Origin of the sequence: Pseudomonas sp. GM102, assembly GCF_000282555.1 — a bacterium.
In the GTDB taxonomy this organism is placed as follows: Bacteria; Pseudomonadota; Gammaproteobacteria; order Pseudomonadales; family Pseudomonadaceae; genus Aquipseudomonas.
Window position 1 is genome coordinate 15,285 of sequence record NZ_AKJB01000042.1, and the last position, 26,830, is coordinate 42,114.

26 protein-coding genes and 1 pseudogene are annotated in these 26,830 nt (G+C 58.2%); 18 read left to right on the top strand and 9 right to left on the bottom strand.

What is annotated here, in order from left to right:
• Nucleotides 1–124 precede the first annotated feature (124 nt).
• Entirely contained in the window at nucleotides 125–331 is a 207-nt protein-coding gene (locus PMI18_RS0129365) for a hypothetical protein (protein WP_033036044.1), read from the top strand.
• A gap of 387 nt (nucleotides 332–718) precedes the next feature.
• On the opposite strand, the gene PMI18_RS31725 is transcribed toward PMI18_RS0129365, so the two are convergent.
• Complete coding sequence (locus PMI18_RS31725; RefSeq protein WP_007897327.1) at nucleotides 719–1,000, bottom strand: excalibur calcium-binding domain-containing protein; 282 nt, start codon at nucleotides 998–1,000, stop codon at nucleotides 719–721.
• A 425-nt stretch (nucleotides 1,001–1,425) separates the two neighbouring features.
• Between PMI18_RS31725 and PMI18_RS31470 the strand changes: the two are divergent.
• The 3 genes and pseudogenes from PMI18_RS31470 to PMI18_RS22415 form a co-directional block, all read left to right on the top strand.
• Nucleotides 1,426–1,680: pseudogene (locus tag PMI18_RS31470) on the top strand (integrase); the annotation flags it as partial.
• 5 nt (nucleotides 1,681–1,685) lie between these two features.
• The gene (locus PMI18_RS22420) at nucleotides 1,686–3,275 is read left to right on the top strand and encodes an ABC-F family ATPase (protein ID WP_081499826.1); all 1,590 of its coding nucleotides are present in this window, start codon (nucleotides 1,686–1,688) and stop codon (nucleotides 3,273–3,275) included.
• Between the two features lie 285 nt (nucleotides 3,276–3,560).
• Entirely contained in the window at nucleotides 3,561–4,748 is a 1,188-nt protein-coding gene (locus PMI18_RS22415) for an MFS transporter (RefSeq protein ID WP_007897331.1), read from the top strand.
• 49 nt (nucleotides 4,749–4,797) lie between these two features.
• Here the strand turns inward: PMI18_RS22415 and PMI18_RS22410 are convergent, their stop codons facing one another.
• Both PMI18_RS22410 and PMI18_RS22405 read right to left on the bottom strand, forming a co-directional pair.
• Nucleotides 4,798–5,835 carry an alpha/beta hydrolase family protein gene (locus tag PMI18_RS22410; RefSeq protein WP_007897333.1) on the bottom strand — a complete coding sequence of 346 codons (1,038 nt, stop codon included), beginning with the start codon at nucleotides 5,833–5,835 and terminating at the stop codon, nucleotides 4,798–4,800.
• A 169-nt stretch (nucleotides 5,836–6,004) separates the two neighbouring features.
• Nucleotides 6,005–6,616, bottom strand: a complete 612-nt coding sequence (locus PMI18_RS22405) for an FMN-dependent NADH-azoreductase (RefSeq protein ID WP_007897334.1) — start codon at nucleotides 6,614–6,616, stop codon at nucleotides 6,005–6,007.
• A gap of 130 nt (nucleotides 6,617–6,746) precedes the next feature.
• Here PMI18_RS22405 and PMI18_RS22400 point away from each other — a divergent pair, with 130 nt between their 5' ends.
• On the top strand, nucleotides 6,747–7,655 hold the full coding sequence (locus tag PMI18_RS22400; RefSeq protein WP_007897336.1) for a LysR substrate-binding domain-containing protein: 909 nt from the start codon (nucleotides 6,747–6,749) through the stop codon (nucleotides 7,653–7,655).
• Entirely contained in the window at nucleotides 7,652–8,011 is a 360-nt protein-coding gene (locus PMI18_RS22395; protein ID WP_007897338.1) for an MmcQ/YjbR family DNA-binding protein, read from the top strand. The genes PMI18_RS22400 and PMI18_RS22395 overlap by 4 nt, the downstream gene beginning before the upstream one ends.
• 6 nt (nucleotides 8,012–8,017) lie before the next feature.
• Here PMI18_RS22395 and PMI18_RS22390 read toward each other — a convergent pair whose 3' ends face one another.
• Complete coding sequence (locus PMI18_RS22390) at nucleotides 8,018–8,449, bottom strand: DUF1294 domain-containing protein (protein ID WP_007897340.1); 432 nt, start codon at nucleotides 8,447–8,449, stop codon at nucleotides 8,018–8,020.
• On the bottom strand, nucleotides 8,446–9,276 hold the full coding sequence (locus PMI18_RS22385; protein WP_007897343.1) for an undecaprenyl-diphosphate phosphatase: 831 nt from the start codon (nucleotides 9,274–9,276) through the stop codon (nucleotides 8,446–8,448). Before PMI18_RS22385 ends, PMI18_RS22390 begins: the two co-directional genes overlap by 4 nt.
• Nucleotides 9,277–9,568: 292 nt before the next feature.
• On the opposite strand from PMI18_RS22385, the gene PMI18_RS22380 reads away from it, so the two are divergent.
• The 9 genes from PMI18_RS22380 to PMI18_RS22340 all read left to right on the top strand — a co-directional run bounded on the left by PMI18_RS22380 (nucleotide 9,569) and on the right by PMI18_RS22340 (nucleotide 18,161).
• Entirely contained in the window at nucleotides 9,569–11,203 is a 1,635-nt protein-coding gene (locus PMI18_RS22380; protein WP_007897344.1) for a methyl-accepting chemotaxis protein, read from the top strand.
• 188 nt (nucleotides 11,204–11,391) lie between these two features.
• Complete coding sequence (pnuC, locus tag PMI18_RS22375) at nucleotides 11,392–11,955, top strand: nicotinamide riboside transporter PnuC (protein ID WP_007897345.1); 564 nt, start codon at nucleotides 11,392–11,394, stop codon at nucleotides 11,953–11,955.
• On the top strand, nucleotides 11,952–12,476 hold the full coding sequence (locus tag PMI18_RS22370; RefSeq protein WP_007897347.1) for an AAA family ATPase: 525 nt from the start codon (nucleotides 11,952–11,954) through the stop codon (nucleotides 12,474–12,476). Before pnuC ends, PMI18_RS22370 begins: the two co-directional genes overlap by 4 nt.
• Before the next feature lie 495 nt (nucleotides 12,477–12,971).
• Nucleotides 12,972–13,409 (top strand): hypothetical protein, encoded by a 438-nt coding sequence (locus PMI18_RS22365; protein ID WP_007897349.1) that lies wholly within the window; start codon nucleotides 12,972–12,974, stop codon nucleotides 13,407–13,409.
• A 1-nt stretch (nucleotide 13,410) separates the two neighbouring features.
• Nucleotides 13,411–13,983, top strand: coding sequence for a hypothetical protein (locus tag PMI18_RS22360; protein ID WP_007897350.1), 573 nt, complete (start codon nucleotides 13,411–13,413; stop codon nucleotides 13,981–13,983).
• Nucleotides 13,984–14,034: 51 nt separating this feature from the next.
• Nucleotides 14,035–15,321 (top strand): hypothetical protein, encoded by a 1,287-nt coding sequence (locus PMI18_RS22355; RefSeq protein WP_007897352.1) that lies wholly within the window; start codon nucleotides 14,035–14,037, stop codon nucleotides 15,319–15,321.
• A 62-nt stretch (nucleotides 15,322–15,383) separates the two neighbouring features.
• Entirely contained in the window at nucleotides 15,384–16,064 is a 681-nt protein-coding gene (locus PMI18_RS22350) for a C39 family peptidase (RefSeq protein WP_007897353.1), read from the top strand.
• 32 nt (nucleotides 16,065–16,096) lie between these two features.
• On the top strand, nucleotides 16,097–16,834 hold the full coding sequence (locus PMI18_RS22345) for a hypothetical protein (protein ID WP_007897354.1): 738 nt from the start codon (nucleotides 16,097–16,099) through the stop codon (nucleotides 16,832–16,834).
• A gap of 46 nt (nucleotides 16,835–16,880) precedes the next feature.
• Nucleotides 16,881–18,161, top strand: coding sequence for a hypothetical protein (locus PMI18_RS22340; RefSeq protein ID WP_007897356.1), 1,281 nt, complete (start codon nucleotides 16,881–16,883; stop codon nucleotides 18,159–18,161).
• A 68-nt stretch (nucleotides 18,162–18,229) separates the two neighbouring features.
• On the opposite strand, the gene PMI18_RS22335 is transcribed toward PMI18_RS22340, so the two are convergent.
• The gene (locus PMI18_RS22335; protein ID WP_007897358.1) at nucleotides 18,230–19,555 is read right to left on the bottom strand and encodes a sigma-54 dependent transcriptional regulator; all 1,326 of its coding nucleotides are present in this window, start codon (nucleotides 19,553–19,555) and stop codon (nucleotides 18,230–18,232) included.
• Between the two features lie 343 nt (nucleotides 19,556–19,898).
• Here PMI18_RS22335 and PMI18_RS22330 point away from each other — a divergent pair, with 343 nt between their 5' ends.
• The 3 genes from PMI18_RS22330 to nhaB all read left to right on the top strand — a co-directional run bounded on the left by PMI18_RS22330 (nucleotide 19,899) and on the right by nhaB (nucleotide 23,322).
• Entirely contained in the window at nucleotides 19,899–20,162 is a 264-nt protein-coding gene (locus PMI18_RS22330; RefSeq protein WP_007897359.1) for a hypothetical protein, read from the top strand.
• Nucleotides 20,163–20,451: 289 nt separating this feature from the next.
• On the top strand, nucleotides 20,452–21,741 hold the full coding sequence (locus PMI18_RS22325; protein ID WP_007897360.1) for a hypothetical protein: 1,290 nt from the start codon (nucleotides 20,452–20,454) through the stop codon (nucleotides 21,739–21,741).
• Between the two features lie 78 nt (nucleotides 21,742–21,819).
• A complete protein-coding gene (nhaB, locus tag PMI18_RS22320) occupies nucleotides 21,820–23,322 on the top strand; it encodes a sodium/proton antiporter NhaB (RefSeq protein WP_007897361.1) in 1,503 nt (500 codons plus the stop codon).
• 109 nt (nucleotides 23,323–23,431) lie between these two features.
• Here nhaB and PMI18_RS22315 read toward each other — a convergent pair whose 3' ends face one another.
• The 3 genes from PMI18_RS22315 to gnd are packed head-to-tail and all read right to left on the bottom strand — an operon-like array spanning nucleotide 23,432 to nucleotide 26,753.
• The gene (locus PMI18_RS22315) at nucleotides 23,432–24,256 is read right to left on the bottom strand and encodes a Cof-type HAD-IIB family hydrolase (RefSeq protein ID WP_007897362.1); all 825 of its coding nucleotides are present in this window, start codon (nucleotides 24,254–24,256) and stop codon (nucleotides 23,432–23,434) included.
• Nucleotides 24,253–25,776 carry a glucose-6-phosphate dehydrogenase gene (gene zwf / locus PMI18_RS22310; protein ID WP_007897363.1) on the bottom strand — a complete coding sequence of 508 codons (1,524 nt, stop codon included), beginning with the start codon at nucleotides 25,774–25,776 and terminating at the stop codon, nucleotides 24,253–24,255. The genes PMI18_RS22315 and zwf overlap by 4 nt, the downstream gene beginning before the upstream one ends.
• Nucleotides 25,773–26,753, bottom strand: coding sequence for a phosphogluconate dehydrogenase (NAD(+)-dependent, decarboxylating) (gene gnd, locus PMI18_RS22305; RefSeq protein ID WP_007897364.1), 981 nt, complete (start codon nucleotides 26,751–26,753; stop codon nucleotides 25,773–25,775). The genes zwf and gnd overlap by 4 nt, the downstream gene beginning before the upstream one ends.
• Between the last annotated feature and the right edge of the window lie 77 nt (nucleotides 26,754–26,830).

Sequence of the window (26,830 nt, forward strand, 5' to 3'; positions counted from 1 at the left end):
TCTGGCTTAGGCTTTGCAAAGGCCGGACCTAGCAGCCCCAGAGCGACATAATTCTGACGCGGCGGCATTTAAATTAACGCTAGGACTCCAGCGATACGCTTGGTCAGTCACCGGGAGATGTAACGTGTCAACTCTCAATGAAATCGCAGCGAACCACGCGAGAATGGCTAAGGCAAAAGAAGAAGAGTCGAGCGGGCTGAATGAGCGACACCTTCAAATAGTGGGAAGTTTCGAAATCCCGTCTATCGATGAACAACAACACATTCCACTGCACCTCATTACTGGAGGGCAGGATAACCATCTCGGACAAACCGCTGGGTACTTGCTCTGAGTCTCGACCTGGTCAGTCGCCGGCTTGTCGCACGCCGTTCAACGTGCGGCAAAGCCAGACTTTCAACCGCTGCCAGCGAGTTGTTTACAGTGGGCAGACAGCGACAACTTTATAGTCACTGCCTGAAGAGGTGATCTGCACGGTCCAGCCTTGCGCAAAAACCATGTCGTGATGCTCGATCAAGCTCGTTTATTTCCCTTTGCCCAACCGACCACCATTAAACCCAGGCCGGGAATCCATAGACCAGGCGCAGTGATAGCGAGACCGCAGATAGCCATTGGCAGCCCAGTCAGAAACATCGGGTTTCGAAACGCCTTATCCATAGCACTCTCTCCTTTAAGAATTTCTATCATTAAACCATCAAGCCTGACGCTGAGCGGAAAATAGTCATCGGCACCACTGCGACTCACAGGGGATTGCGTCGTTGTCACCGTCCATTTTCATTCCCGGGCAATTTTGCAGAAAGTTCTTGGCCTCTGCGCACGAGGTCATCTGCGAACAGTATTTGCGTCCATCACATTTGAATGGCGCTGAAACAGGCTTCGGCACAGTCACGACTCTAACGATTTCTTTGGGGGTCGATAGTTGAGCCGCAGTCCAGGACTGTAATTCAGGGGAAAGCTTCCAAGCCAACAGACCCACAACAAGCATCACCAAAATCAGTTTCATTTTGATCCCACCCATGATGAGAGACCATTTGCGTGCTCACGTTGCCTGCTTCCCAGCGTAACGGCGGGCGAGGAGCGCGTCTTGGGCGAGAACCAGGAAGAGTATCTGCAAGACGAAGCGCCAGCGCGCCCGGAAACCCGAGCCCTGACGAAGAAGAATAGACCCCTCCCCACTTTCTGCTGTCACGCGTGGTATGGAGAGACGAATCTGAAGAGGTGCCCACCCTGACCAAGTGCTGGCCATTCAGCAATCCTTCTGAAAACACACCAGGCCGGGCAAGCAGTGCTGACTTTACCCAGAGCCACGCCAAGTGTCCCGAACACAACGCTGAACAAAAATAACATTGAGGTAGCTCTACGCTCCCCTGCCTATCCAGGATGAACGACCTCCCAGCCAGACCCCGGTTCTGCACAAACCGGGGCCGGACCTTGAAGAAGCGTGCGACACGTTATCGCCCACCGTACAACTGCCGTCACACTTATGCGACAATATGCGCAATGTCTGGCATGAATCCCGCCTTTATTGCCCAACAGCTTGGACACCGCGTCCAGATGCTGCTCTCGACTTATGCGCGCTGGTTGAACTCTAGCGGTGACTGGGGAGAGATGGAAAGAAACTCCAGAACGCCCCAGGAATGGCCTAAGCGCCAATTGCGCAGCTCGCAACCCATTGATAGGTAAAGTAATTGATCTCCACAGCTAACATCACGATGCAGTTCGGCGCCAAGCCGCTATTCGAAAACGTTTCGGTCAAATTCGGCGCCGGTAACCGCTACGGCCTGATCGGCGCCAACGGTTGCGGCAAGTCGACCTTCATGAAAATTCTCGGTAACGACCTCGAGCCGTCCGGAGGCCAGGTCATGCTCGAGCCGAACGTGCGTCTGGGTAAACTGCGTCAGGACCAGTTCGCCTACGAAGAATTTACCGTGATCGACACCGTGATCATGGGTCACGAAGAGCTGTGGAAGGTCAAGGCCGAGCGCGACCGCATCTACTCGCTGCCGGAAATGACCGAAGAAGACGGCATGGCCGTGGCCGAGCTGGAAACCGAATTCGCCGAAATGGACGGCTACACCGCCGAATCCCGTGCCGGCGAGCTGTTGCTGGGCCTGGGTATCGGCATCGAGCAGCACTTCGGCCCGATGAGCGAAGTGTCGCCGGGCTGGAAACTGCGCGTGTTGCTGGCGCAGGCGCTGTTCTCCGATCCTGAAGTGCTGTTGCTCGACGAACCGACCAACCACCTGGACATCAACACCATCCGCTGGCTGGAAAACATTCTGACCCAGCGCTCCAGCCTGATGATCATCATCTCCCACGACCGTCACTTCCTGAACAGCGTGTGCACCCACATGGCTGACCTGGACTACGGCGAGCTGCGCCTGTTCCCAGGCAACTACGACGAGTACATGACCGTGGCGACCCAGTCCCGCGAGCAACTGCTGTCGGACAACGCCAAGAAGAAGGCACAGATTTCGGAACTGCAATCGTTCGTCAGCCGCTTCTCGGCCAACGCCTCGAAAGCCAAGCAAGCGACCTCCCGCGCTAAGGCGATCGACAAGATCCAACTGGCCGAAGTCAAGCCGTCGAGCCGTGTGAGCCCGTTCATCCGTTTCGAGCAAACCAAGAAGCTGCACCGTCAGGCGGTCATCGTTGAGCGCATGGCCAAAGGCTTCGACGGCAAGACACTGTTCAAGGACTTCAGCTTCCAGGTTGAAGCCGGCGAGCGCGTGGCGATCATCGGCCCGAACGGCATCGGCAAAACCACCCTGCTGCGCACCCTGGTCAACGAACTGACCCCGGATGCCGGTACCGTGAAGTGGACCGACGCCGCGGAATTGGGCTATTACGCCCAGGACCACGCTCACGACTTCGAAGACGACTGCAACCTGTTCGACTGGATGGGCCAGTGGACCCAGGGCGGCGAACAAATCGTTCGCGGCACTCTCGGTCGCATGCTGTTCTCCAACGACGAGATCCTCAAGTCGGTCAAGGTCATCTCCGGTGGTGAGCAAGGTCGCATGCTGTTCGGCAAGCTGATCCTGCAAAAGCCGAACGTGCTGGTGATGGACGAACCGACCAACCACTTGGACATGGAATCCATCGAGGCGCTGAACCTGGCGCTGGAGAACTACCCGGGCACGCTGATCTTCGTCAGCCACGACCGTGAGTTCGTATCGTCCCTGGCCACCCGCATCATCGAGTTAAGCGCCGATGGCGTGATCGACTTCAGCGGTACCTATGACGACTACCTGCGTAGTCAGGGTGTGTTGATGTAAGACGGCTGCAAGCTTCAAGTGAAAAGCCCTGTCCTGGTGACGGGGCTTTTTGCATTTTCATGGCCAAGGTTTGCTTTGGTGCTGACACCTTCGCGGGCAAGCCTCGCTCCTACAGGGGTCTGCGAAGAGGCCTCCTGCGCATAACCTGTAGGAGCGAGGCTTGCCCGCGAAGAGGCCCTCGATAGCGCTGCAAAATTCAAAGGCCAATATAGTTAGCCTGCTTCCTTTTATTCCCCGCCCACGCCATGATGCAGTTCTCCTACCGCCGCCCGCGAAAGAGCTCTCATGTCAGTGCAGCAACTGCCCCCGCAAAGCTCCATGGCGATCACCCTGCAGATCGTCTCCATCGTTTTCTATACCTTTATTGCCTTCCTCTGCATCGGCCTGCCGATTGCGGTGTTGCCCGGGTATGTCCATGAACAGTTGGGGTTCAGCGCCATCGTGGCGGGGCTGACCATTGGTTCTCAGTACCTGGCCACCCTGCTCAGCCGGCCCATGGCCGGGCGTCTGTCGGACAGTATCGGCACCAAGCGGGCGATTGTTTACGGCTTGTCGGGGATTGCGTTGAGCGGCGTGCTGACACTGCTGTCGACCCTGCTGCAAGGTTTGCCGTTGTTGAGCCTGATCATCCTGATCGCTGGCCGCTTGTTGCTGGGCATCGCTCAAGGGTTGATCGGGGTCGGCACGATCAGTTGGTGCATGGGTCAGGTCGGTGCCGAGCACACGGCGCGTTCGATTTCCTGGAACGGGATCGCCTCGTACGGCGCCATCGCTATCGGCGCGCCACTGGGGGTGGTGATGGTCGCTGAGCTGGGGTTCGCCAGCCTCGGGATCGCGCTGTCGTTACTGGCCCTGCTGGCGCTGCTGTTGATCCGCAACAAACCTTCGGTGCCGGTGATTCGCGGCGAGCGGCTGCCGTTCTGGGCAGTGTTCGGGCGCATTGCTCCTTTCGGCGCGAGCCTGAGCCTGGCGTCCATCGGTTACGGCACGCTCACTACCTTTATTACCCTGTATTACGTCAGCCTTGGCTGGACCGGCGCGGCTTATTGCCTGACGGTATTCGGGGTTTGTTTCATTCTGGCGCGGTTGTTGTTCATCTCCAGCATCAGCCGTTTCGGCGGCTTCACCTCCGCCATCGCCTGCATGACCATAGAAACCGTGGGGCTGGTCCTGCTGTGGCTGGCGCCCTCGACCGGTTATGCCTTGATCGGCGCTGGGCTGACCGGGTTCGGCCTGTCGCTGGTGTATCCGGCGCTGGGGGTGGAAGCCATCAAGCAAGTACCCAATTCCAGTCGCGGAGCGGGTTTGAGTGCCTATGCGGTGTTTTTCGATCTGGCACTGGCGATTGCCGGACCGCTGATGGGGGCGGTGGCGTTGAACCTGGGGTATTCGTGGATTTTTTTTAGCGCGGCGATGTTGTCGGTCACCGGACTGGCGTTGACCTTGCTTCTGAAACACCGCGCAATGACCTAAGCCCGCACACAATGGTTTTTTGGTTGTCAGGACAATTGCATTACCGAAATTATTGATCGGCGGTCTGCATGCCGGCGCGGGTGTGTTTGCCCAAGGCATGGGAAAAGAACCGTCCGGCTTCGGAGATCATGTTGCGGTGAATATCCTTGCGGTCGACGCCGTCGGCATCGGTACACAGCGCCGGCATGGCGGCGATCTGTTCTTCGTTGCACGGCGCCAGGAATACGAAGTGCCCTGCCCCGGCCAGCAATTTGAAGTCCGGTGCGGTTGGCAGTTTGCGCGCAAGCGCTGCGGCGTTTTTGTCGAACGCCACCAATTTGTCGCCATCACCGCTGTAAAGCAGCACCGGTACATGCACGTCGGCCAAGGTATGGCGGCCGAACTTCAGACTCAGCGGTGCCATCAATAACAAGGCATGCACGCGCGGGTCCGCCACTGGCTGCAAATCATCGCGGTCGACGATCAGTTCGCCTTGCGTATTGCAGGCATCGTGATCATCCGGGCGCTCCTGGCAATAACGGCGCAGACGATCCAGATCGGGGGTGGCACCAGACAGAATCAGTGCAGTCTCACCGCCCGCCGAATAGCCAATCACCCCGACCTGCTCGGCATTGACGAAGGGCGCGAGCATCCGGTCGCTGAGTGTCGCGGTAATGGCTTCGGAAATCTGGATCGGCCGACCATAAAGGTTGCTCAAGGTGCCGAGGCGGCTATGGTCTTTGGAGTTGTCGCCGGGATGGATCACCGCCACCACCACGAAGCCCTTGCGCGCCAATGAGGTAGCGAGGTCGTGCAGGGCCAGCGGGGTTCCGGTGTTGCCGTGGGACAGCATCAGCATCGGGAAACGTCCGATGGCGACTTTGGTGTCTTCACCGGCTTCGACCGTGTAGCCCTCGAGCGTGCTGGAGTGTTCCCTTTCACTGGACGGGTAAAAGGCAATGGCGCGCATCGGCTGCAAGTCCAGTGGATCGAGGAACGTCATCTCATGGAAGCCGACGCTCCAGTGAGGGTGCGGCGCAGGCGCGGCGTGCACTGAATTCAGGCTGCCGAGCAGGCAAATCAGTAGCGTTGCACAAAGACGCGCCATGGGATGCCCCACCTTGTTACCTGACCGCAGATGTTAAGCCTCGGGTGCATAACCTGGGCCAGAAACTGATCACCGCCAGAAACAAAAAACTCCGTACCTGGCCATCACGATGACCAGAATACAGAGTTTCAAGGGTATTGCCCGAGCTGTTTACGACTTTACGCAAGCCTTACGCGGCAGCGAACAATTGCTCGCTGATGTGCGCCTGAGCGTCGCTCATGGCTTTGGTGCGCACTTCATCACCGTAGGCCAGGCCATGGGCGCGGACGAACTCGATGTCGGTGATACCGAGGAAGCCGAACAGCACCTTCAAGTAGTCTTCGTGAGCAGTGCCGGTTGGTTGGCCAACGTGCAAACCGCCAGACGTCGAAACGATGACTATTTTCTTGCCGCCGCACAGGCCTTCAGGGCCGGCTTCGGTGTAGCGGAAAGTCTGACCGGCCACGGCAATGCGGTCGATCCAGGCCTTGAGCTGGGTCGGAATGGTGAAGTTGTACATTGGCGCTGCAATCACGACGGCATCGGCAGCGAGGAATTCGGCCAAGGTCTGCGCGCTCAAGTCCGCTTCGTGTTGTTGCGCGGCGTTGCGCAGCTCAGCGGCGGTACCGGCGGCAACCAGGGTGGTGGCGGAGAAATGGCTGATGGCATCAGCGGCCAGGTCGCGGTAAGTCACCGCTACGCCAGGCTCGGCGGTTTGCCAGGCTTTGACGACTTCGCCGCTCAGCTGACGGGAAGCCGAGTTGTCACCCAGAATGCTCGAATCGATATGCAGTAATTTCATGTGGGATCTCCAAGGTGAGGATCGCCACCCGGCGATCTGATGGCGACAATCCTATCGACGAAACCAATAGCTGATTAGTCAGCAACAATGCGATAGTTCGTCTCACTGATAGAACAATCGGATTTAAATCATGCAAGACCTTAACGACCTCTATTACTTCGCCAAGGTGGTCGACGCCGGCGGTTTCGCGGCGGCCGGGCGTTTGCTGGGGATTCCCAAGTCCCGGTTGTCGCGCCGCATCGCCGAGCTGGAGGAGCGCCTGGGCGCGCGCCTGCTGCAACGCACTACCCGCCAACTCAATCTGACCGCTGTCGGTGAGCGTTACTTGCGGCATTGTCAGGCGATGCTGTTGGAGGCCGAGATGGCTGACGAAGCAGTGGCCAGCATGTCCAGTGAACCCCGGGGACGACTGCGGGTGTCCTGCCCTGTCGGCTTGGCCCACGAAGTGCTGCCCGGAATAATCAGTAACTTCCTGGAGAAATTCCCGCAGGTGCAACTGGAGGTGATGCTGCTCAACCGCAGGGTTGATCTGGTGACCGAAGGCGTCGACGTCGCCTTGAGAGTGCGGGATCTGGGTGATGAAGATCCATTGCTGGTCACCCGCCGCTTGCGTCAGGCACAGACCGTCATGGTCGCCAGCCCGGTATTTCTTCGCGAGCGGCAGATCAAAACCCCGGACGATTTGAAAAACGTACCGATACTGGGCGCCCTGGAAGCCGATCGGCTGGTGCATCTGCGGATGCTCGACCAGCATGGCAAGGCCTGTGAAATGACATTCGAAGCCCGATTGGGAGTCGATGATTTTCTCGTGCGCAAGGCTTGTACCCTGTCCGGGCTGGGCTTTACCGTGCTGCCCATGATGTATTGCGAGCAGGAGCTGGAAAACGGCACGCTGGTGCAACTGTTGCCCGACTGGTCATTGCCGGGCGGCTGGCTGCAAGCCGTCTACCCTCATCGACGCGGGGTGATGCCAGCAGTGCGCGCTTGGATCGACCATTTGATCGAATCATTCAATGCTTGTGGGGACAGACTGTTATGAAAGCGCGATTAATGAGCGAAGAGGACGTCGCGCAATTTTGCCTGGCGCTGCCTGGTGCGCGGGAGGACTACAAATGGGGTGGCGTGCGGGTGTTTTCGATTGCCGGGAACAAGATGTTCGCCTTGCAAAACCTACGAGGACAGTCCCTGGCTTTCAAAGTCGACAAGGACCTGTTCCTGGGCCATTGCGACCGGCCGGGCATTCACCCGGCGCCGTATCTGGCCCGGGCCCAGTGGGTCATCATGGAAACGCCCTACCCGCTGGGCACCGAAGAGCTGCAAGGCTTGCTGCAACGTTCCCATCAATTGGTGGTGAGCAAGTTGCCCAAGCGCACGCAGGTCGGCTTATTGCTTTAAAGCGCTCTAAAACAACGCAAACAGGTTAGCGCCCAGAAACAGCTGATCGATCCAGAACACCTGATGCATCAGCACGATGAGCCAGAACACCAACTGAAACGAGACTTTGCGGGTCTTGTGCCGAAACGCTTGCTGGGCCAGCAAGGCGCCCGGCCAACCGCCCGCCAGCTCCACCGCGTGCAAGACATTCTCCGGCGTGCGCCAGCTATCGGCGCGGGCCTTGTGTTTGTCACCCCAGTACAGGAAAAACGCCAGCACGCTGACCATGCCGTAGGCCGCCAGGGGAATCACCGACACCCCGTGCAGCCACAGCGACAGCGAGCCAAACAATGGCACTGCGCACAGCACAACGAACACCAGCAGTTTCAGCCGCAGGTTCTGCATGGCGCCCCCGGACTTGCGCCCGGGGTTATTGTTGCGCGCACTGGAATCGTTCATGGCTTGACCGCTGTCCAGTCGACCCAGCCGAATTGCCAGGTGGCCAGGATTAGCAGACCGAACGCAATGCGATACCAGGCGAATGTCGCGTAGCTGTGACTGGCAATGAAGATCAGCAGACCCCGGACAGCAATCATCGCGCAGACAAAGGCAGTGATGAAGCCAATGGCGAATACCGGAAAATCAGCCGGCACAAACAGGTCGCGGTATTTGTAACCCGAGTACACCGCAGCCCCGACCATGGTCGGCATGGCGAGGAAGAACGAGAATTCGGTGGCCGTTTTGCGCGACAACCCGAACAGCAAGCCGCCAATGATCGTCGAGCCGGAACGCGAAGTCCCGGGGATCATCGCCAGGCACTGGGCGAAGCCGACTTTGAGAGCGTCTTTCCAGGTAATGTCATCGACGCTTTCAGCATGCACTTCATGCTGACGACGTTCGGCCCACAACATCACGACCCCGCCCACGACCAATGCGGTAGCCACGGTAATCGGGTTGAACAGGTACTCGTGAATCAAGTCGGCAAAAATCACCCCCAATACCACGGCCGGCAGGAAGGCAATCAACAGGTTCGCGGTAAAGCGTCGAGCGCTGGGCTGCGTCGGCAAACCGATGACCACGTCGAAGATCTTGCGGCGAAACTGCCAGACCACCGCGAGGATCGCGCCGAGCTGAATGATGATATTAAAAGCCATGGCCCGCTCGCCCCCAAAGTTGAGCAAGTCCGCCACAATGATCTGGTGCCCGGTACTGGAAATGGGCAAGAACTCCGTCAACCCTTCTACAACGCCTAAAATCAATGCCTGAAAGGCCGTCCAAAGATCCATCAATCCCCCAAGAAACAATGCCCCCAGGCATGCTCCGTTAATAATGTATAAGCGTTAACTGCGTTCAACCTTAGCTGAATCCACACGCGCACAAGCTCCACGCAAAACCGTAGAAACTGCGTAAAAAAAGACTTGGGCTCAGGTTTTTCCGTGCGGGGCCGAAATCCTATCAGACAAGCCTCGTTTACGCTGCCGCGTAATAGGACCTGAGTCGGATAGGCCCGATCGGCAACGTGTGATTGGATGCTGGCGATCGTTTATTACAAGAACAAGAAACCGGAGTAACCGCGTTATGAACAGCTTGCGCAGTGTGTCGATCAGCCGACGCTTGTGGCTCATCTTGATCGTGGCCGTGGTGATGCTATTGACGTTGGGCGTGTTGATGCTCAAGCAGATTCACGACGACCTTTATCAGGCCAAGGCCCAAAAGACCCAGCACGTGGTGCAGACCGCCAGTGGCATCCTCACCTACTATCACGGCCTGGAAACTGCCGGCACCCTCACCCGCGACGCCGCGCAAAAGCAGGCACTGACCGCCGTGCGCGGTTTGCGCTACGACCAGAATGACTATTTCTGGATCAATGATCTGACGCCCGTCATGGTCATGCACCCGACCAATCCGAAACTTGAAAGCCAGAACCTTTCAACGATTCGCGACCCCGACGGTTTCGCGCTGTTCAACGAGATGGTCGCCATTGCCAAGGCCAAGGGTGCCGGCATGGTCGATTACCGCTGGCCGAAACCGGGCGCCAGCGCACCGGTGGAAAAAACCTCCTACGTGAAACTGTTCGAGCCTTGGGGTTGGGTGATAGGTTCGGGCGTGTACATCGATGACATGCAGGCCGAGTTTTATGCACAGGTCTGGAAAGCGTCGTTCGTGGGCCTGGTGATTGCCCTGATCATGGCGTTGCTGGTGATCATGATTGCCCGCAGCATCGTGCGCCCGCTCCAGGAAACCGTGAACGCCATGGCCAACATTGCCAGCGGTGAAAGCGACCTGACCCGCAGCCTCGATACCCACGGCCAGGACGAAGTCACGCAACTGGCCCGGCACTTCAACGCCTTCACCGCGAAACTGCGCCTGGTGATCAGTCAGTTGCAGGTGTCCGCCGGTGCGCTGGGCCAGTCTTCCAATGAACTGGGCAACGATGCCGCGCAAGCCCAGCAACGCAGCCAGCAACAATCGCAGCAAATGGAGCTGGTGGCGACCGCGATCAACGAAGTGACCTATGGTGTGCAGGATGTGGCCAAAAACGCCGAACACGCGGCCAGTGAAATGCGCAATGCCGAGTCTCAGGCACAGCAGGGGCAGGTCAATATCGATGGCAGCTTGCAGCAGATCGACAAACTGTCTGCGACCATCGATCAAGCCGTTGAAGTGATTCGTACGCTGGCCGCCGAAAGCACGCAAATCGGCAGCGTTCTGGAAGTGATCCGCTCCATCGCCGAGCAAACCAACCTGCTGGCCCTCAACGCTGCGATCGAAGCCGCTCGGGCCGGCGAGCAAGGTCGTGGGTTTGCGGTGGTCGCCGATGAAGTGCGCCTGTTGGCCCAGCGCACTCAAAAGTCGACGGCGGAAATCCAGTCGATGATCGAACGCCTGCAAAGCCATTCCGAAGCGGCGGTCAAGGTGATTGGCGACAGCAGCCGTGCCTCACAACTGACCATCGAGCAGGCCGGCCTGGCCGGTGCCAGCCTGAATGCCATCGGCCAGGCCTTGCGCAACCTCAACGGGTTGAACGCCTCGATTGCCAGTGCGACCTTGCAGCAGGCCCACGTGGTGGAAGACATCAATCAGAACGTCACCCAGGCAGCCGGGTTGTCCCATAGCACGGCACTGGCGGCCGAACAGTCGAGCGTGGCCAGCGTTCATCTCAAGGAATTGAGCGAGCAGTTGAACGGGTTGCTGAAGCAGTTTCGGGTGTAATCCCTCCCTGAACCCGGCATTGCCCCCCTGTAGGAGCGAGGCTTGCCCGCGAAAAACGATGACGCGCAGTATCTGAAACCGCGGTGCGTTCTTCGCGGGCAAGCCTCGCTCCTACAGGGGGCAAGCCCCCATTCCCCACAATCCGGGTACAATTCGCCTCCTCATTTTTACGACATCAAGGAACCTCCATGTCCGGGCTTGAACTGTTTGCTGCCGCCCTCGGCGTGATTGCCGTCTGGTTGACGGTCAAACAGAACCCTTGGTGCTGGCCGATCGGTCTGGTCATGGTGCTGTTGTATAGCTGGATCTTTTTCGAGGTGAAGCTGTATTCGGACATGCTGCTGCAAGTGATCTACGCTGCGTTGCAGCTCTACGGCTGGTGGCAGTGGACTCGCTCGGGAGTGACTCATGGTGGGCGGCAGGTCAGCCTGCTCGATGGCAAATCCACCGCGCTCGGCTTGGCCGTCGGCACGCTCGGCAGTTTGCTGCTGGGGGCCGCAATGGCTAATTGGACCGATGCCGCCCAACCCTGGCTCGATGCGGCTTTGACCGGTTTCAGCCTGGTGGCGCAGTTATGGATGGCGCAAAAACGTTTGCAATGCTGGCCGCTGTGGATCGCACTGGACATCATCTTTGTTGGCCTGTTCATCTATAAAGCGCTGTACCTGACCGCCGGCCTCTATGGGGTATTCGCACTGCTGGCGGTGCACGGCTGGCGGACATGGCGCGCCGACCCGGCGTTGCGCACATGAAAGTACTGGTGCTCACGGGGCCTGAATCCAGCGGCAAGAGCTGGCTCGCCGCCGAACTGCAACAGCAATTCGGCGGTGCTCTGGTGGGCGAATACGTGCGCTGGTTCATTGAGCGGGAGGCGCGGGACACGTGCCTGGCCGATATCCCCGAAATCGCTCGCGGTCAGCTGCAATGGGAAGATGACGCCCGCGCCCTTGAGCCGCCATTGCTGATTCTCGACACACACTTGCTGAGCAACATGCTCTGGAGCCAGACCCTGTTTGGCGATTGCCCTGCCTGGATCGAGCAGGCGCTGCTGGCTCGGCACTATGACTTGCACTTGCTGCTGTCGCCCGAACAAGTCGATTGGACCGATGACGGTCAGCGCTGTCAGCCCGGGCTGGATGAACGCCGGGCTTTTTTCAACGCGACTCAGGCATGGCTGGAGCAGCATCGACAGCTTGTTCAAGTGCTTCAGGGCAATTGGGCCGAACGCCGGCTTCAGGCATTGCAAGCCGTTACGCAGCTGCTCGAGCGCTGACCTTCCCTATTTGGGCCAACACCCCATCCAAGGCGGGACCTGTGGGAGCGAGCCTGCTCGCGATTGGGCCATCACATTCAACATCCATGTTGACGGTCAGACCGCTATCGCGAGCAGGCTCGCTCCCACAGGGATTGCGCTTGACTTACTGGCACTCTCCTCCAGCATTTGTTGCAGTATTTTTGCAAATACGTCCGTTTCTGAAACACCCCCTCCCTCTCGAACAGCCTGTTTCAACGCTGGTCATCTTCTTGTCATGCGATGTGTTAGAGCGCTGATACATCCCGCATAAAGCTTGGATCCAGTGCTATTGCGATCTCTTATCAACATTGCCGTCCCGGCGGATGTCTCAGACCTGAAACACCCTTTAATCGATCCACTAGCGTTGATCGATAACCCTCTGAATCAAAACAATTATCGAAAACCGGCACAGCTTTCGCTCACTCCTTCACAACGCTGACCAGGACCAGCCACAACAAAGAAGGAATTGCCGCCGTGGGGAAATTTGATAGAAGCATCTATAGCCTCCTGCTGATCGGATGCGCACTGGGTTCAAGTGTCTGCCTGCCCGTACAGGCTGATAACGGCCTCATCATTATCAAACGAGATGTCCAGCCGCGCATGGCAACGCGTGCGCCGGTGATGCCCGACCCTAGCCCCACGACCGCCAATGCCAACCCGTCCAAACAAGTCCTCAGACAAACGGACGAGTTGAGCGACGGCGACTTTGCCAGCGTCGCCAGTGGTGCAGGCATCTCCCGCCTGGTCACTCAAAACACCAACAACCTGGGCGGCAATCTCACCAACCAGACCCAGCTTTCCAACCTCCCCGCTGGACGTTCGGGAAACTCGGGCAACGGTATTGCCAACATGGTCAATTCAAATGTCCAGCAAGGCCTGGGTGCTCTGAGAGTTGTAACGGGAGACCGTTGAGATGAATCGTACGCTGCTGCTGATCGCCATGTTTTGCAGTGCATCGACCTTTGCCCAATCGCCCGTCATCAATAACGCCGACATCGACGGTTCGGGCATGCAGCACCAGGGCATCCTCTCGGTCAACCAGGCGGCAGGCGATCAGCAGCAACAGGCCAACGCCCGCGCCATCGCCATTGGCAACAACGCCAGCGCTACCACACAGATTCGCCAACGGCTGCGTACGCAGGTCGACCCCAGGATCGATGCCCGATCCAGCATTCAAGGCGACTCCTTCAGCCACGGCAACGGTGTACTGGGCGTCAACCAGAGCGCGGGCGCGAGCAACCAGCAAGCCAATGCCCTGCGGATAAGCGTCAGTACACAGCCGCAAAGTATCGACGACAGCGTCCTCATGCAGCAGAACGTGGCGCTGATCAACAACTCCGATCCAACTGACTCTGCACCAGGCAATCGCCAGGTCGCTACCAGCGATCAGGCCTTCACCGGTAGCCGTGGGGTGATCCAGTTGAATCAGAGCGCCGGGGTGGGAAACCGAACGGCCAACACCCTGAGCGTACGGGTCTCGGATTGACCCAAACAGGTAGACACAACACTTAACCTAAAATAAGTACGGAGAATCACCATGAAACCTTCGATGGCACTCAAGCCTCTGGTTTTCGCAATTGCTGCGGTCATGGCTGTTGCTGTACAAGCTGGGCAGCGTGACAATGACCACCACCACGGTCATAAACCCCCTCCTCCAACAAAGATCCCTGTCTATGCGACGGCCGAAGCGTGGGATAACCAGAGCAGTACCGGCAACCGCATCCGTAACGAGGGGACGATCAACGAAGCTGAAATGAACAGCTCTGCCACAGGCGCCAGCGGCAACGTCGGCGTCAACGTGGCGGCCGGTAGTGGCAACCAGCAAGACAACGCGTCCGCCATCGCCAATGCTGCCTCAAACTCCAGTCAGGACAACAGCTTCGTGTTCGGCACTGCGACAGCCACCGCCGACGTCACGCAATACAGCAACAACAACAGGGTCAACAACTTCGGTAGTACAGCCTCTGCCGTGATGAACGGATCGGGGAATGGCGGCAGCGGCAATATGGGTATCAACATTGCTGGCGGCGACCTCAACCAACAGAAAAACACCATGGCCATTGCCAACACCAATGCCCCGCTCGGTAACGCAACTGCCACCGCCTCTGCCGATCAACAAGGTCCTGGCCTGGTCGTGAATAACAACGCCGATCGGACTTACCGTCTGGATACGATGACATTTACCAGAACGGCCAGCGGTAGCTCCTCTCGCGACAAGTCATCTGATGTGAGCGTTGATAAAAGCGCTTCTTCGAGCTTTGACGTGAGTGGTTCCAGGAGCTCTGAGGCGAGTGGTTCCAGGAGTGTTGATGTGAGCGGTTCCAGGAGCTCGGATAGCAGCTCTACTCGCAGTGCTTCTTTGAACGTTGATGTGGACGCTGCTGCGAACGCTACCAGAACGGTTACCTGGAACAATGGCAATGGCGATCGCACCCGCACCAGGACTGTCGACGCATCGCTTGACGCATCGATCGATGCAAATTTCGACGCATCGCGCGAAAGATCGAGCGATTCCTCGTTCGAAAGATCGTTCGATAAATCGTGGGATAGATCGTCCGCCTCCTCGTTCGAAAAATCGGGCAGTAAAGAGTCCGAATCTTCGTACGACAAATCAAAAACTTTCAGTGAAAGCAGTTCTTTTGATTTGAGCAACACCTATTCCTATCAAGTGCTGACTCCAACTGGCTGGGCCAACCCTGTAACCAACACCGCAACCCTGAACGGTTCGGTGAATGGTGGCAGTGGCAACCTGGGCGTCAACGTGGCTGCGGGTGTGGGCAACCAACAAAGCAACTCGTTGGCCATTTCCAACAACTCGTTCTAATTGCTGTCTCTGGAGGCCCCCTTACGGGGGCCTGTTTCAACACAACCAGAAGGCGTCCCACCATGCGCATTATCGCCTTGGCATTTTTGCTTTACGTGGCCAGTGTGAGCGAGGCTGCACAAATGCCGCTTTCCGTCCTGCCGGGCGGTGCGGTGGTGTATAAGCCGATCCAGAGCATGCGCGAGCGTAAATTTGCCGACCTGGTGCAACAGAAAACCGACTTCAGTTGCGGCGCAGCTGCGCTGGCAACCATATTGCGCCAGGCCTATTGGCTGGACGTGAATGAAGAACAGATCATCGAAGGCATGCTGGCCCACTCCGATCAAGATCTTGTCCGCGTCCAGGGCTTCTCCATGCTCGACATGAAGCGTTACGTGGAAAGTATCGGCATGCGGGCCCGTGGTTACCGGGTAGCGCCGCAAACGTTGAGCGACATCAGAATTCCGGTTGTGGTACTCCTGGATATCCGTGGCTACAAACATTTTGTGGTCATGCAAAGAGTCCATGAGGGCTGGGTCTATATCGGAGATCCGGTACTCGGTCATAAACGCTACAAAGTCGACGACTTTGTAAAAGGCTGGAACGGCATCATCTTTGCCGTGATCGGTCAGGGCTACGACAAAACCAATGCGTTGCTCGACCCACCCTTGCCACTGACCGCCAAGAACCGCATCAATGCCTTCACCCCGGTGCGAGACGCAGAGTTGATGGATTTCGGATTCATCCAAAGCGACTTCTTCTAATGACAAGGAGCACGACGCTCCGGGAGCATCCAATGAAGACTCCACTCTGGCTAGCCATGGTTTGCCTGGCCGCCAGCCTGCCGATCCAGGCACAGACGTTCAAACCCATTGAACTGAAGGATCAGGAATTGGCGACCCTGCGAGGGCGCTATGTCATGCCGGGACGGATTATCAGTTTCGGCATCGTCATGACCAGCACTTGGCAAAATGCCAACGGTGAAGTGATCGGGGCAACGTCCTCGATGCAAATTCAACAATCGACCATCAAGCCACAGTTCTATGTGTCGATTATCAATGAAAAAGGTAATGGCTCAGCGCATTCGCAAGGCACCGGTACCGTCACTGGCGGTAGCGGCCTCAACAGCACCGAAGGCGTCACTCAAGTCGTGCGTGCTGCCGGCGACCATAACACTGCCTACAACAACGTTGATATCAACGTCACCAAGGCTAGCCAAGCGCCAGCAACGCAACAGCAGGGCCAGGCATTGGCCGCGGGCTCGACGTTGGTCGGCGCCAATGGCGCGGGCTCGCTGAGCGTTTCCTCGACCGGTACGGGTGTGCAATTCAACATCGTCGCCAACAACAACCAGGGCAGTACCGTACACCGCCTGGCCCAGGGTGGGCTGATGCAAAACACGACGTTGCTCGGCGGTGGCAACCAGGTCAACAACCTCACATCCTTCAATGTCGTGCTGCGTGACAACGCAACAGCCGGGTCGCTGAACGGCAATCTGGACCAGCTAAGAGGTCTTCGCACTCTCGGATTCTGATCTACGCTCAGTGTCACCCGATGTAGTCAGAAGGGACGGCTAACCCATGCACCGATCGTTGACGTTTAGAGCAATCGTTTGTTTGAGTAGCCTGGCCCCGGTCACACTGCTATACGCAGCAACGGACCCCCAGGTTGAAGCACTAAAACAAGAACTCATGGAGTTGAAACAGCGGTACGAAGCACAACAGAACGCGCTGATGGTACTCGAACAACGCGTTCGCCAAGTCGAAGAAACACCAGCGACACCCGCTCCCAAACGCCTGACCAAATCCCCCGCGGAAACGCCCAGGAGTGGCCAGACGGTGGCCGCCGGTGCGCCGGGAACCACAGGCAGTTCATACGGCCAGTCGCTCAAGGATGATTCGGAGCCTGCACAAAGCGTTTCCAACCTGTATGACGAAGCCAGCGGCTTCTTCGGTGGCGGCAAGTTCAGCGTCGAAACCGGCCTGACCTACACGCACTACGATACCCGTGCATTGGTACTCAACGGTTTCCTGGCACTGGACGCGATTTTTCTCGGTAACATCAACCTCGACCGTATCAAGGCGGATAACTGGACACTGGACCTGACCGCCCGCTACAACGTGGCCCAACGTTGGCAGTTCGACATCAACGTCCCCGTGGTGTATCGCGAATCAACGTATTCCTCCGGTGGTGCCGGCGGCGCAGGCCCGGTGACGTCGGACGCTACCGTGACCCGCGACCCGACCATCGGCGATGTGAACGTTGGCGTTGCCTACAAGTTTCTGGATGAGTCGGCCAATCTGCCCGACGCGGTCGTTACACTGCGCGTCAAGGCGCCGACCGGTAAGGACCCTTACGGCATCAAGCTGGTCAATGACCCGAACAACGATAACCTCTCGGTACCCGAGGACTTGCCGACCGGCAATGGTGTCTGGTCGATCACGCCGGGTATCTCGCTGGTCAAGAGCTTCGACCCGGCCGTGCTGTTCGGCAGCCTGGCCTATACCTACAACATGGAAGACTCTTTCAGCGACATCAGCCCTCAGGTCAACTCCAAGGTGCCAGGGGATGTGAAACTGGGCGATTCCTGGCAGATCGGCGCCGGTATTGCCTTCGCCTTGAACGAGAAAATGAGTATGTCGTTTTCGTTCACCGATCAGTTCGCCCGCAAGAGCAAGATCAAGCCGGACGGTGGCGATTGGCAATCGATTTCCAACAGCGATTACAACTCGGCCAACTTCAACATCGGCATGACCCTGGCAGCAACCGATAACCTGACGGTCGTTCCCAACCTGGCCATCGGCCTGACCGACGACTCGCCAGACTTTTCCTTCAGCCTGAAATTCCCGTACTACTTCTAACCGTTTCACCCCAATGGAAAAGGCCCGCTGCGATGGAAGTCGCAGCGGGCCTTTTCGTTTCACCCGCCCTAGCGGATTTGGTGCTTATGCAGCAATCGGTAAAAAGTCGGCCGCGACACCCCCAGAACTCTGGCGGCGACACTCAGGTTATCGCTGTGCCGGTTCAACACATCACACAACGCCTGACGCTCGGCGCGGGTCTTGTAGTCTTCAAGGGTGCCCATCGGCGAAGCGGTGGCGTGTTGACTGATCAACCCCAGGTCTCGAGCCTCGATCTGCCGCCCTTCGGCCAGAACCAGCCCGCGCCGTACCCGGTTGGCTAACTCGCGGACATTGCCCGGCCAATCGTGTTTGCCCATGGCGATCAGCGCGTCCTCGCTGAAGCTGCGAGGGCGACGGCCGGTTTCCTGGCTGTAGAAATGGGAAAAGTGGTTGGCCAGCATCGAGAGATCGCCATGGCGCTCACGCAGCGGCACGGTAATGACTTGCAGGACGTTCAAGCGGTAATACAGATCTTCGCGAAAGAGTTTTTTCTCAATGGCCGCTTCAAGGTCGACGTGCGTCGCCGCCAATACCCGCACATCCACCGCAATAGGCTGGTGCCCCCCTACACGCTCAATGTGTTTTTCCTGCAGGAAACGCAGCAGATTGGCTTGCAGTTCCAGGGGGAGATCACCGATTTCATCGAGAAACAACGTTCCGCCGTTGGCCGCCTCGATCCGCCCGACCTTGCGCTGATGAGCGCCGGTAAAGGCGCCCTTCTCATGGCCAAACAGTTCGGACTGGATCAAGTGTTCGGGAATCGCGCCGCAGTTGATCGCCACGAACGGTTTGCTGTGACGCTGGGATTGTCGATGCAGGGTGCGGGCGACCAACTCCTTGCCGGTGCCGCTTTCGCCGCGAATCAGCACCGGAGATTCGGTGGGTGCCAGTTTGCTCAGCAGTTTGCGCAGTTCGCGAATCGGTTTGCTGTCGCCGAGCAGTTCATGTTCAGGCTGATCGATATGAACCGTGCCCTGGCCGCGCAGGCGCGCCATGCCGAACGCGCGACCCAGGGTGACTTGAACCCGTGAGACATCGAACGGCAGGGTATGGAAGTCAAAAAACCATTCGCAGACGAAGTCCCCGACATTTTGCAATCGCAGGACTTCTTGATTAAGCACCGCAATCCACTCGGTACCGCTACGGGTGATCAATTCCTTGACGGCTTCCGGGCGCTCCAGATGAAAGGGCTGCAAACGCAACAAGCCGACATCGCAGGTTCGTTCGTTGGCGTTTTCCAGGGTACAGCTGTCAACATCCCAACCCACGGCGCGTAAACCCGGCAACAAACGGTGACAGTCGTCGCAAGGATCCACTACTAAAAGACGTCGTAAGGCAGGCGCTTCGATCATGACTGTTCCTTGACGCCAAATTTTATGAAATATTATTAAAAACAGTCATTTGGCGGGCTTCGTTGTAACACTAGCAAGATTTTGACGCAGGCTTGTATCGATTGCTTATAGGGCAGTTTGCTTATTAGTTATAAGAAGACACTTGATTAGTTGCCTAACGAGTTGAACCTTTCATTCAGCTTTCAGAAACGACCTGAATACCGAATCCAACAAAGAAAGTTGAAAATTCTTTTGATTCTGTGTGACCTAACCCCCGGTTGCGGACATCAGTACAAGTAACCAGCCGAACGGTAAGCCCAACCGACGGCACATCACTTGATTGGGCATACAGCGAGAAGATCCCATGAACGCCCCGCTCCGTATCAACGAAGCACTTTTGATTGCCGACCGCGCCTTCCAGCCCTTTCAATGCGTGGCCTGGGCTCTACAAGACGGTAGCGAACTAAGCCTGGCCATCATTGATCGCACCAACACGCGCATCAGCCGCAAACAGATTCCAAGCAGCGCCTACTCCGATCCGGCGCAACTTGAACATGTGCTGGAAGAAGCCCGTGCTGAGTTGAGCCAGGAAGGTTACAAGCTGCAATCGTGGTCCATGCCGCACTAACTAATTGTTTTCGCGGATTACCGCTCGGTAATCCGCGCCCCCCACTTCCTCTTAGTTGACGATTTTTTACGGTCAACTGCGTGACACCACTCACCTGTTTCAACTTCTAACCTGCCCGATTACTTGGCAGGCTTGGCAATGGTTCGAAAAGACATTGTTCTGGCACAAAACGCCCCTCCACCGGCTCATGAAGACAGTTGTGCGCCGAGTCATTCAGGGATTGAATGATTTGCTCATGCAGTCACCGTCCGGGCACCCGGATAAGGACGACTGGCAAGGAGATGCATGCATGTCACCTCAGCCTGCTTTTGCCTTACCTGCAACCGTGAATGGCGCCGAACGGCTCGATACGAGTTTCGCTGGCACCGGCAAGACTCAAGTGTATTTCGCCAGCAGTCTCTCCAGCATGGCCAATGACGTTGCGATTGATCACGTCGGCCGGTTGTTGGTGGCGGCAAAGGTCGGTACGCCGGGCGGCCAGCGCTTTGGCCTGGCCCGCCTGCTTGCAGATGGTTCGGCGGACCTGGCATTCGGCAAACAAGGCAGTATCAGCGGGCAGTTCGCACACGGCTTCGAGGCCATGGCTGGCAAGGTGCGGGTATTGGCCGACGGGCACATTCTGGTGGCCGGCCTGCACTACGAAAATGCACACCGTACACTGCCCGCCCTGGCGATGTTTGATCAGCAGGGCTGCCTGGTTCAGGGTTTCGGTGACAATGGACGTTGCGTGGTGCGCCTGCCGGGAGATCTTTCCCGGGGCGCTCGCGACGCCTGGTTACCGCCCGGCGTGCCAAGCGCCGAAGCCTGTGATGTCTGTGTGCAGGACGACGGTCGAATCCTGCTGCTGGCCAATCATTACTTCGAACCGGCCGATCACGTCGGCATGCTGATACGGCTCAACACCGACGGCTCTCTGGACAGCAGCTTCAACGGCCGCGGTTTCGTCATGGTTCGGCACTTGTTGATGAACACCCGGCTCAGCAGCCTGATGGTGCAGCGCGATGGCCGGATCCTGGTGAGCGGATCAATCAATTTTCCCGAGGAAGGTCTGCTGGCGCGTTATCACCCGGATGGCCGACTGGACGACAGCTTCGCCGTGGATGGTTTCATGAGCTTCAAGGCACGGGAGCACAGCGCTCAGGTCTGCCAGATCGTCCAGCATGAAAGTGGTGACTTGCATTGTTTTGGCAGCAGTCGCGACCCGATGCTCTGCCTGTCTCTGAAAGTCCACAGCAATGGCCGGCCCGATATTCATTGCAACGGTGGCCAGCCAAAGCTATTGGGCGTCGACCGCAGCGGCTGCCACTGGACCGCCGCCGGGGTTCAGCCGGACGGATGTGTACTGACAGTCGGAGCGACGGTCGGCGGGGTCGAAGCCGATTTCATTTTTGCCCGATATTTACCCAGTGGGCAGCTGGATCGCAGTTTTGCCAAGGGCATCGGCTGGTGTCGCACACACCTGAGTCGCGGTTCGCATACCGCGACTTCACTGGCCATTCAGGCCAATGGCTGCATTGTCATCGGCGGCTATTCACTGGACGGAAACTGCCGCGCGGTCGTCGCGCGTTTTCGGTGTTAGGCCAACGTCATTTTCCTGCACTTGATCTTCCCTTCCTCTTACGGCAAGTTGCGCGCTTCTTAATACAAGGAGTAGCCGATGTCCGGCTCAATGGCCCAGGCCTTCGCGCACAATTTTCTCGGGCACTCACCCCGCTGGTACAAGGCAAGCATTGTCGGTTTCCTGATCCTCAACGCCCTGGTGCTATGGACGGTCGGTCCGGTGGCGGCCGGCTGGCTGTTGGTGCTTGAGTTCATTTTCACCCTGGCCATGGCGCTGAAATGTTACCCGCTGATGCCCGGTGGGTTGCTGCTGGTCGAAGCGCTGCTGCTGAAAATGACCACGCCCCAGGCACTCTACGACGAGTTGGTGCATAACTTCCCGGTGATCCTGCTGCTGATGTTCATGGTGGCGGGCATCTATTTCATGAAAGACCTGCTGCTGTTTCTGTTCTCGCGCCTGCTGCTGGGGGTTCGCTCCAAGGCGCTGCTAGCGTTGATGTTCTGTTTCCTGTCGGCGTTTCTGTCGGCGTTTCTCGATGCGTTGACCGTGACCGCGGTGATCATCAGCGCGGCCGTGGGGTTTTATTCGGTGTATCACCGCGTCGCCTCGGGCAACGATCCGCGTCAGGACAGTGAGTTCAGCGATGACCGGCACTTGCCCACGCTCCATCACGCCGACCTCGAACAGTTCCGCGCTTTCCTGCGTAGCTTGCTGATGCACGGCGCGGTCGGCACGGCATTGGGTGGCGTGTGCACACTGGTTGGCGAGCCGCAGAACCTACTGATCGGCCATGAAATGGGTTGGCACTTCGCCGAATTCTTTTTGAAGGTCGCACCGGTGTCGTTGCCGGTATTGGCAGCGGGTCTGGTGACTTGCGTACTGCTGGAAAAACTGCGCTGGTTCGGCTATGGCACACTGCTGCCGGACAACGTGCGTACAGTGCTGGCCAACTACGCCGCCGAAGACAACGCCGCACGCACTGCACGTCAGCGCGCTGCGTTGATGGTTCAGGGCGCGGCAGCGCTGATTCTGATTGCCGGCCTCGCGTTTCACGTCGCCGAAGTCGGCTTGATCGGTTTGATGGTGATCGTGCTGATCACCGCATTCACGGGCATTACCGATGAGCATCGGATTGGCAACGCCTTCAAGGACGCCATGCCGTTCACGGCGCTGCTGGTGGTGTTTTTCGCAGTGGTGGCAGTGATTCAAGATCAGCAACTGTTCACACCGCTGATCCAGTGGGTGCTGGCGCTACCGACAAGTCAACAGCCGGGCATGTTGTTTATTGCCAATGGCTTGCTATCGGCCATTAGCGACAATGTGTTCGTGGCGACCATTTACATCACCGAAGTGAAACAGGCGTTCCTCGCCGGCCACATGAGCCGCGAACAGTTTGAAACCCTGGCGATTGCGATCAATACCGGCACCAACCTGCCGAGCGTGGCGACGCCCAATGGTCAGGCGGCGTTCCTGTTCCTGCTGACCTCGGCGATTGCCCCGCTGATTCGCCTGTCGTACGGGCGGATGGTGTGGATGGCGTTGCCTTACACCGTGGTGATGGGGGTGTTGGGCTGGTATGCGGTGAGCTTTTGGCTTTGAGATAGCAGGTCTGGCGCCTTCGCGGGCAAGCCTCGCTCCTACAGGGTTGGCGTCGATCGTGCCCTCCCTTGTAGGAGCGAGGCTTGCCCGCGAAGAACGATAACGCGGTTCAGACCGAACTCAGGATAAACCGCTCGATCGCTTGGGCCGCGCCGTCTTCGGTATTGGCTCCGGTCACCACGTCGGCCTGACGCTTCACCGCCTCTTCCGCCTGCCCCATGGCGATCGACAACCCGGCCCGGTGAAACATCGCCGGGTCATTGCCACCGTCCCCCATGGCGGCGGTCTGTTCCAGCGGCACCCCGAGAAACTCGGCCAGGGTCGCCAATGCCTCGCCCTTGTTGGCTTTCATCGCCGTCACGTCCAGATAGATCGGTTGTGAACGCGAGACCTGCGCCTGCCCTTCGACCTTGGGCAGCAACTGCGCTTCGAGTTCGATCAATAGTTCGGTGTTGCTGCTAGCGGCGACGATTTTGTCGATACGTGCCATGCAAGGCTCAAAACTCTCGACCACCACCGGCGGATAACCCAGGCCGTGCTGCTCTCTCGGGACCATCGGGCCGTACTGATCCTTCAACAGCCAATCGCCGCCACTGAATACCCAAACCTCAATGTCCGGCTGATCGGCAAACAGCGTCAGCGCCGTCAGCGCTGCCGTGGCCGGCAAATAATGCGCAACCAGCAAACTGCCATCCGGGTTTACGATTGTGCCGCCATTGAAGGCTGCCGTCGGCAGATCGACCCCCAGGGCTTCGATCTGTTGCAACATGGCTTTGGGCGGACGCCCGGTGGCCAGGCTGAACAGCACGCCGGCCTCGCGCAAGGCGCGGACTGCGTCGATCGTGCGCTGACTGAGGCTGTGGTCGGGAAGCAGTAAAGTGCCGTCCATGTCACTGAGCAGAAAACGGATGGGCTGTTGCGTTACGTCACTCATCCGACGCTGTGCCAGACGCGGCCGTCGCGGGTCAGCAGCTCGTCAGCGGTCTGTGGCCCATCTTCGCCCGCCGCATAGCTCTGCACTGTTGCGTCCTGCTGCCAGGCGTCGAGGAATGGCTGCACGGCGCGCCAGCCGTTCTCGATGTTGTCGGCGCGCTGGAACAGCGTCTGATCGCCGGTCAGGCAATCGTAGATCAAGGTTTCGTAGCCAGTGGACGGCTGCATTTCAAAGAAATCCTTGTAGGCAAAACCCAACTCGATGTTGGCCATGTTCAACGCCGGCCCCGGCCGCTTGGCCAGCAGGTCGAACCACATGCCTTCGTTGGGCTGGATCTGGATCCGCAGATAGGTCGGCTGCAACTCATCGACCTCGGTGTCGCGGAACTGCGCATACGGCGCCGGCTTGAAGCAAATGACAATCTCGGTGTCGCGCGCGCTCATGCGCTTGCCGGTGCGCAGGTAGAACGGCACGCCGACCCAGCGCCAGTTGTCGATCATCACTTTGAGCGCGACATAGGTTTCGGTCGTGCTGTCGGGCGCCACGTTGGTTTCCTGGCGATAACCGGGCAACGGATTGCCATCGATCTGGCCGGCGGTGTATTGGCCGCGCACCGAGTTGGCTCGCGCTTCCTCGGTTGTCCAGGGGCGAATCGCGCCGACGACTTTGGCTTTTTCGCCGCGTACCGCATCGGCGCCAAAAGCGGCCGGTGGTTCCATGGCCACCATCGCCAATAATTGGAACAAGTGATTGGGCACCATGTCCCGCAGGGCGCCGGTGACCTCATAAAAACTGCCACGGGTTTCCACGCCGACGGTTTCGGCGGCGGTGATTTGCACGTGGTCGATGTAATGGTTGTTCCAGAAGGCTTCGAACAGGCTGTTGGAGAACCGGCTGACCAGAATGTTCTGCACGGTTTCCTTGCCCAGATAGTGATCGATCCGGTAGATCTGCTTTTCCGTCATCACTTTGAGCAAGCAAGCGTTCAAGGCTTCGGCGGTGTACAGGTCGGAGCCGAAAGGTTTTTCGATCACCACCCTTCTGAACGCTTCCGGGGTTTCTTGCAGCAATCCGGCAGCGCCGAGCCGCTGCACCACTTCGCTGAAAAAGCGCGGCGCGGTGGCCAGGTAGAAAATCGCATTGCCAGTACCGCTGGCGGCGATTTTCGCCGCCAGCGCTTCATAAGTGCGTTCGTCGAGGAAGTCGCCCTGGACGTAGCTGATGTGCTTGGCCAGTTTGGCCCACAACGCCGGATCAAGGGCTTGATCGCCCTTGCCGACCTTGGCCGCCACTTCCGCCCGAATGAAATCTTCGAGTTTTTTGGCGAAGGCTTCGTCACTGATGGCGTTGTGATCAACGCCGATGATCCGCAGTCCATTTCCCAGCAAACCGTCGCGACTCAGGTTGTACAGCGCCGGCATCAACAGGCGCTTGACCAGATCACCATGGGCACCGAACAGAAACAGCGTGGTCGGCGGTGCCGGTTCTGCCTTGGATTTCCTGCGGATCACATGGGTCATTTTTTCGAGGTCTCCACATGGCCGCCGAAGCCGAAGCGCTGGGCAGAGAGAATCTTGTCGCCAAAGGTGCCTTGCCCACGCGAACGGTAGCGCGAGAACAGCGAGTTCGACAGCACCGGTACGGGCACTGATTGCTCCATCGCGGCTTCGATGGTCCAGCGACCTTCACCGCTGTCAGCCACCGAGCCTGAGTAACCGTCGAGTTTCGGGTCGCTGGCCAGAGCGTCGGCGGTCAGGTCGAGCAGCCAGGACGACACCACGCTGCCACGACGCCAGACTTCGGCGATGTCGGCAACGTTCAGGTCGAAGCGCTGATCTTCCGGCAGGTTAGTGCTGGCCTTGGTCTTGAGAATGTCGAAGCCTTCGGCGAAGGCCTGCATCATTCCGTACTCGATACCGTTGTGGATCATCTTCACGAAGTGCCCGGCGCCAGCGGGGCCGGCGTGGATGTAACCGCGCTCGGCGCGATCATCTTCCGATTTGCGGTCCTTGGTGCGAGGAATGTCGCCCATGCCCGGGGCCAGGGATTCGAACAGCGGGTCGAGGCGCTTAACGGTCTCGGCATCGCCACCGATCATCATGCAGTAGCCGCGTTCCAGGCCCCAGACGCCACCGGAGGTGCCGACGTCGATGTAGTGCAGGCCTTTTTCCGACAAGGTTTTGGCCCGGCGGATGTCATCCTTATAGAAGGTGTTGCCGCCATCGATGATGGTATCGCCAGCGTCAAGCAAGGTGCTCAGGGTGTCGATGGTGTCTTCGGTGGGTGCGCCGGCGGGCAGCATGACCCACACTGCGCGCGGTTTGGCCAGGCCAGCGACCAGGGCTGGCAAGTCGGCAACACCGGTGGCGCCTTCTTCAGCCAGGGTGTCGACAAAGGCGTTATTGCGGTCGTAAACAACGGTGGTATGCCCGTTGAGCATCAGGCGCCGCGCAATATTACCGCCCATGCGGCCCAGTCCAATAATCCCGAGTTGCATGTACTGATGCTCCCTACTACAAATAAAGTGTGTCAAAGGTTATAGCCCAACGCGACTAATGAGGGTTAGTCCAGAGC

What these genes read in the sequence shown, in the direction of transcription:
- PMI18_RS31725 (WP_007897327.1), bottom strand. Translation starts at nt 1,000, where the DNA reads ATGAAACTGATTTTGGTGATGCTTGTTGTGGGTCTGTTGGCTTGGAAG.
- PMI18_RS22415 (WP_007897331.1), top strand. Translation starts at nt 3,561, where the DNA reads ATGTCAGTGCAGCAACTGCCCCCGCAAAGCTCCATGGCGATCACCCTG.
- PMI18_RS22410 (WP_007897333.1), bottom strand. Translation starts at nt 5,835, where the DNA reads ATGGCGCGTCTTTGTGCAACGCTACTGATTTGCCTGCTCGGCAGCCTG.
- PMI18_RS22405 (WP_007897334.1), bottom strand. Translation starts at nt 6,616, where the DNA reads ATGAAATTACTGCATATCGATTCGAGCATTCTGGGTGACAACTCGGCT.
- PMI18_RS22400 (WP_007897336.1), top strand. Translation starts at nt 6,747, where the DNA reads ATGCAAGACCTTAACGACCTCTATTACTTCGCCAAGGTGGTCGACGCC.
- PMI18_RS22395 (WP_007897338.1), top strand. Translation starts at nt 7,652, where the DNA reads ATGAAAGCGCGATTAATGAGCGAAGAGGACGTCGCGCAATTTTGCCTG.
- PMI18_RS22390 (WP_007897340.1), bottom strand. Translation starts at nt 8,449, where the DNA reads ATGAACGATTCCAGTGCGCGCAACAATAACCCCGGGCGCAAGTCCGGG.
- PMI18_RS22385 (WP_007897343.1), bottom strand. Translation starts at nt 9,276, where the DNA reads ATGGATCTTTGGACGGCCTTTCAGGCATTGATTTTAGGCGTTGTAGAA.
- PMI18_RS22380 (WP_007897344.1), top strand. Translation starts at nt 9,569, where the DNA reads ATGAACAGCTTGCGCAGTGTGTCGATCAGCCGACGCTTGTGGCTCATC.
- pnuC (WP_007897345.1), top strand. Translation starts at nt 11,392, where the DNA reads ATGTCCGGGCTTGAACTGTTTGCTGCCGCCCTCGGCGTGATTGCCGTC.
- PMI18_RS22370 (WP_007897347.1), top strand. Translation starts at nt 11,952, where the DNA reads ATGAAAGTACTGGTGCTCACGGGGCCTGAATCCAGCGGCAAGAGCTGG.
- PMI18_RS22360 (WP_007897350.1), top strand. Translation starts at nt 13,411, where the DNA reads ATGAATCGTACGCTGCTGCTGATCGCCATGTTTTGCAGTGCATCGACC.
- PMI18_RS22355 (WP_007897352.1), top strand. Translation starts at nt 14,035, where the DNA reads ATGAAACCTTCGATGGCACTCAAGCCTCTGGTTTTCGCAATTGCTGCG.
- PMI18_RS22350 (WP_007897353.1), top strand. Translation starts at nt 15,384, where the DNA reads ATGCGCATTATCGCCTTGGCATTTTTGCTTTACGTGGCCAGTGTGAGC.
- PMI18_RS22345 (WP_007897354.1), top strand. Translation starts at nt 16,097, where the DNA reads ATGAAGACTCCACTCTGGCTAGCCATGGTTTGCCTGGCCGCCAGCCTG.
- PMI18_RS22340 (WP_007897356.1), top strand. Translation starts at nt 16,881, where the DNA reads ATGCACCGATCGTTGACGTTTAGAGCAATCGTTTGTTTGAGTAGCCTG.
- PMI18_RS22335 (WP_007897358.1), bottom strand. Translation starts at nt 19,555, where the DNA reads ATGATCGAAGCGCCTGCCTTACGACGTCTTTTAGTAGTGGATCCTTGC.
- PMI18_RS22330 (WP_007897359.1), top strand. Translation starts at nt 19,899, where the DNA reads ATGAACGCCCCGCTCCGTATCAACGAAGCACTTTTGATTGCCGACCGC.
- PMI18_RS22325 (WP_007897360.1), top strand. Translation starts at nt 20,452, where the DNA reads ATGTCACCTCAGCCTGCTTTTGCCTTACCTGCAACCGTGAATGGCGCC.
- nhaB (WP_007897361.1), top strand. Translation starts at nt 21,820, where the DNA reads ATGTCCGGCTCAATGGCCCAGGCCTTCGCGCACAATTTTCTCGGGCAC.
- PMI18_RS22315 (WP_007897362.1), bottom strand. Translation starts at nt 24,256, where the DNA reads ATGAGTGACGTAACGCAACAGCCCATCCGTTTTCTGCTCAGTGACATG.
- zwf (WP_007897363.1), bottom strand. Translation starts at nt 25,776, where the DNA reads ATGACCCATGTGATCCGCAGGAAATCCAAGGCAGAACCGGCACCGCCG.
- gnd (WP_007897364.1), bottom strand. Translation starts at nt 26,753, where the DNA reads ATGCAACTCGGGATTATTGGACTGGGCCGCATGGGCGGTAATATTGCG.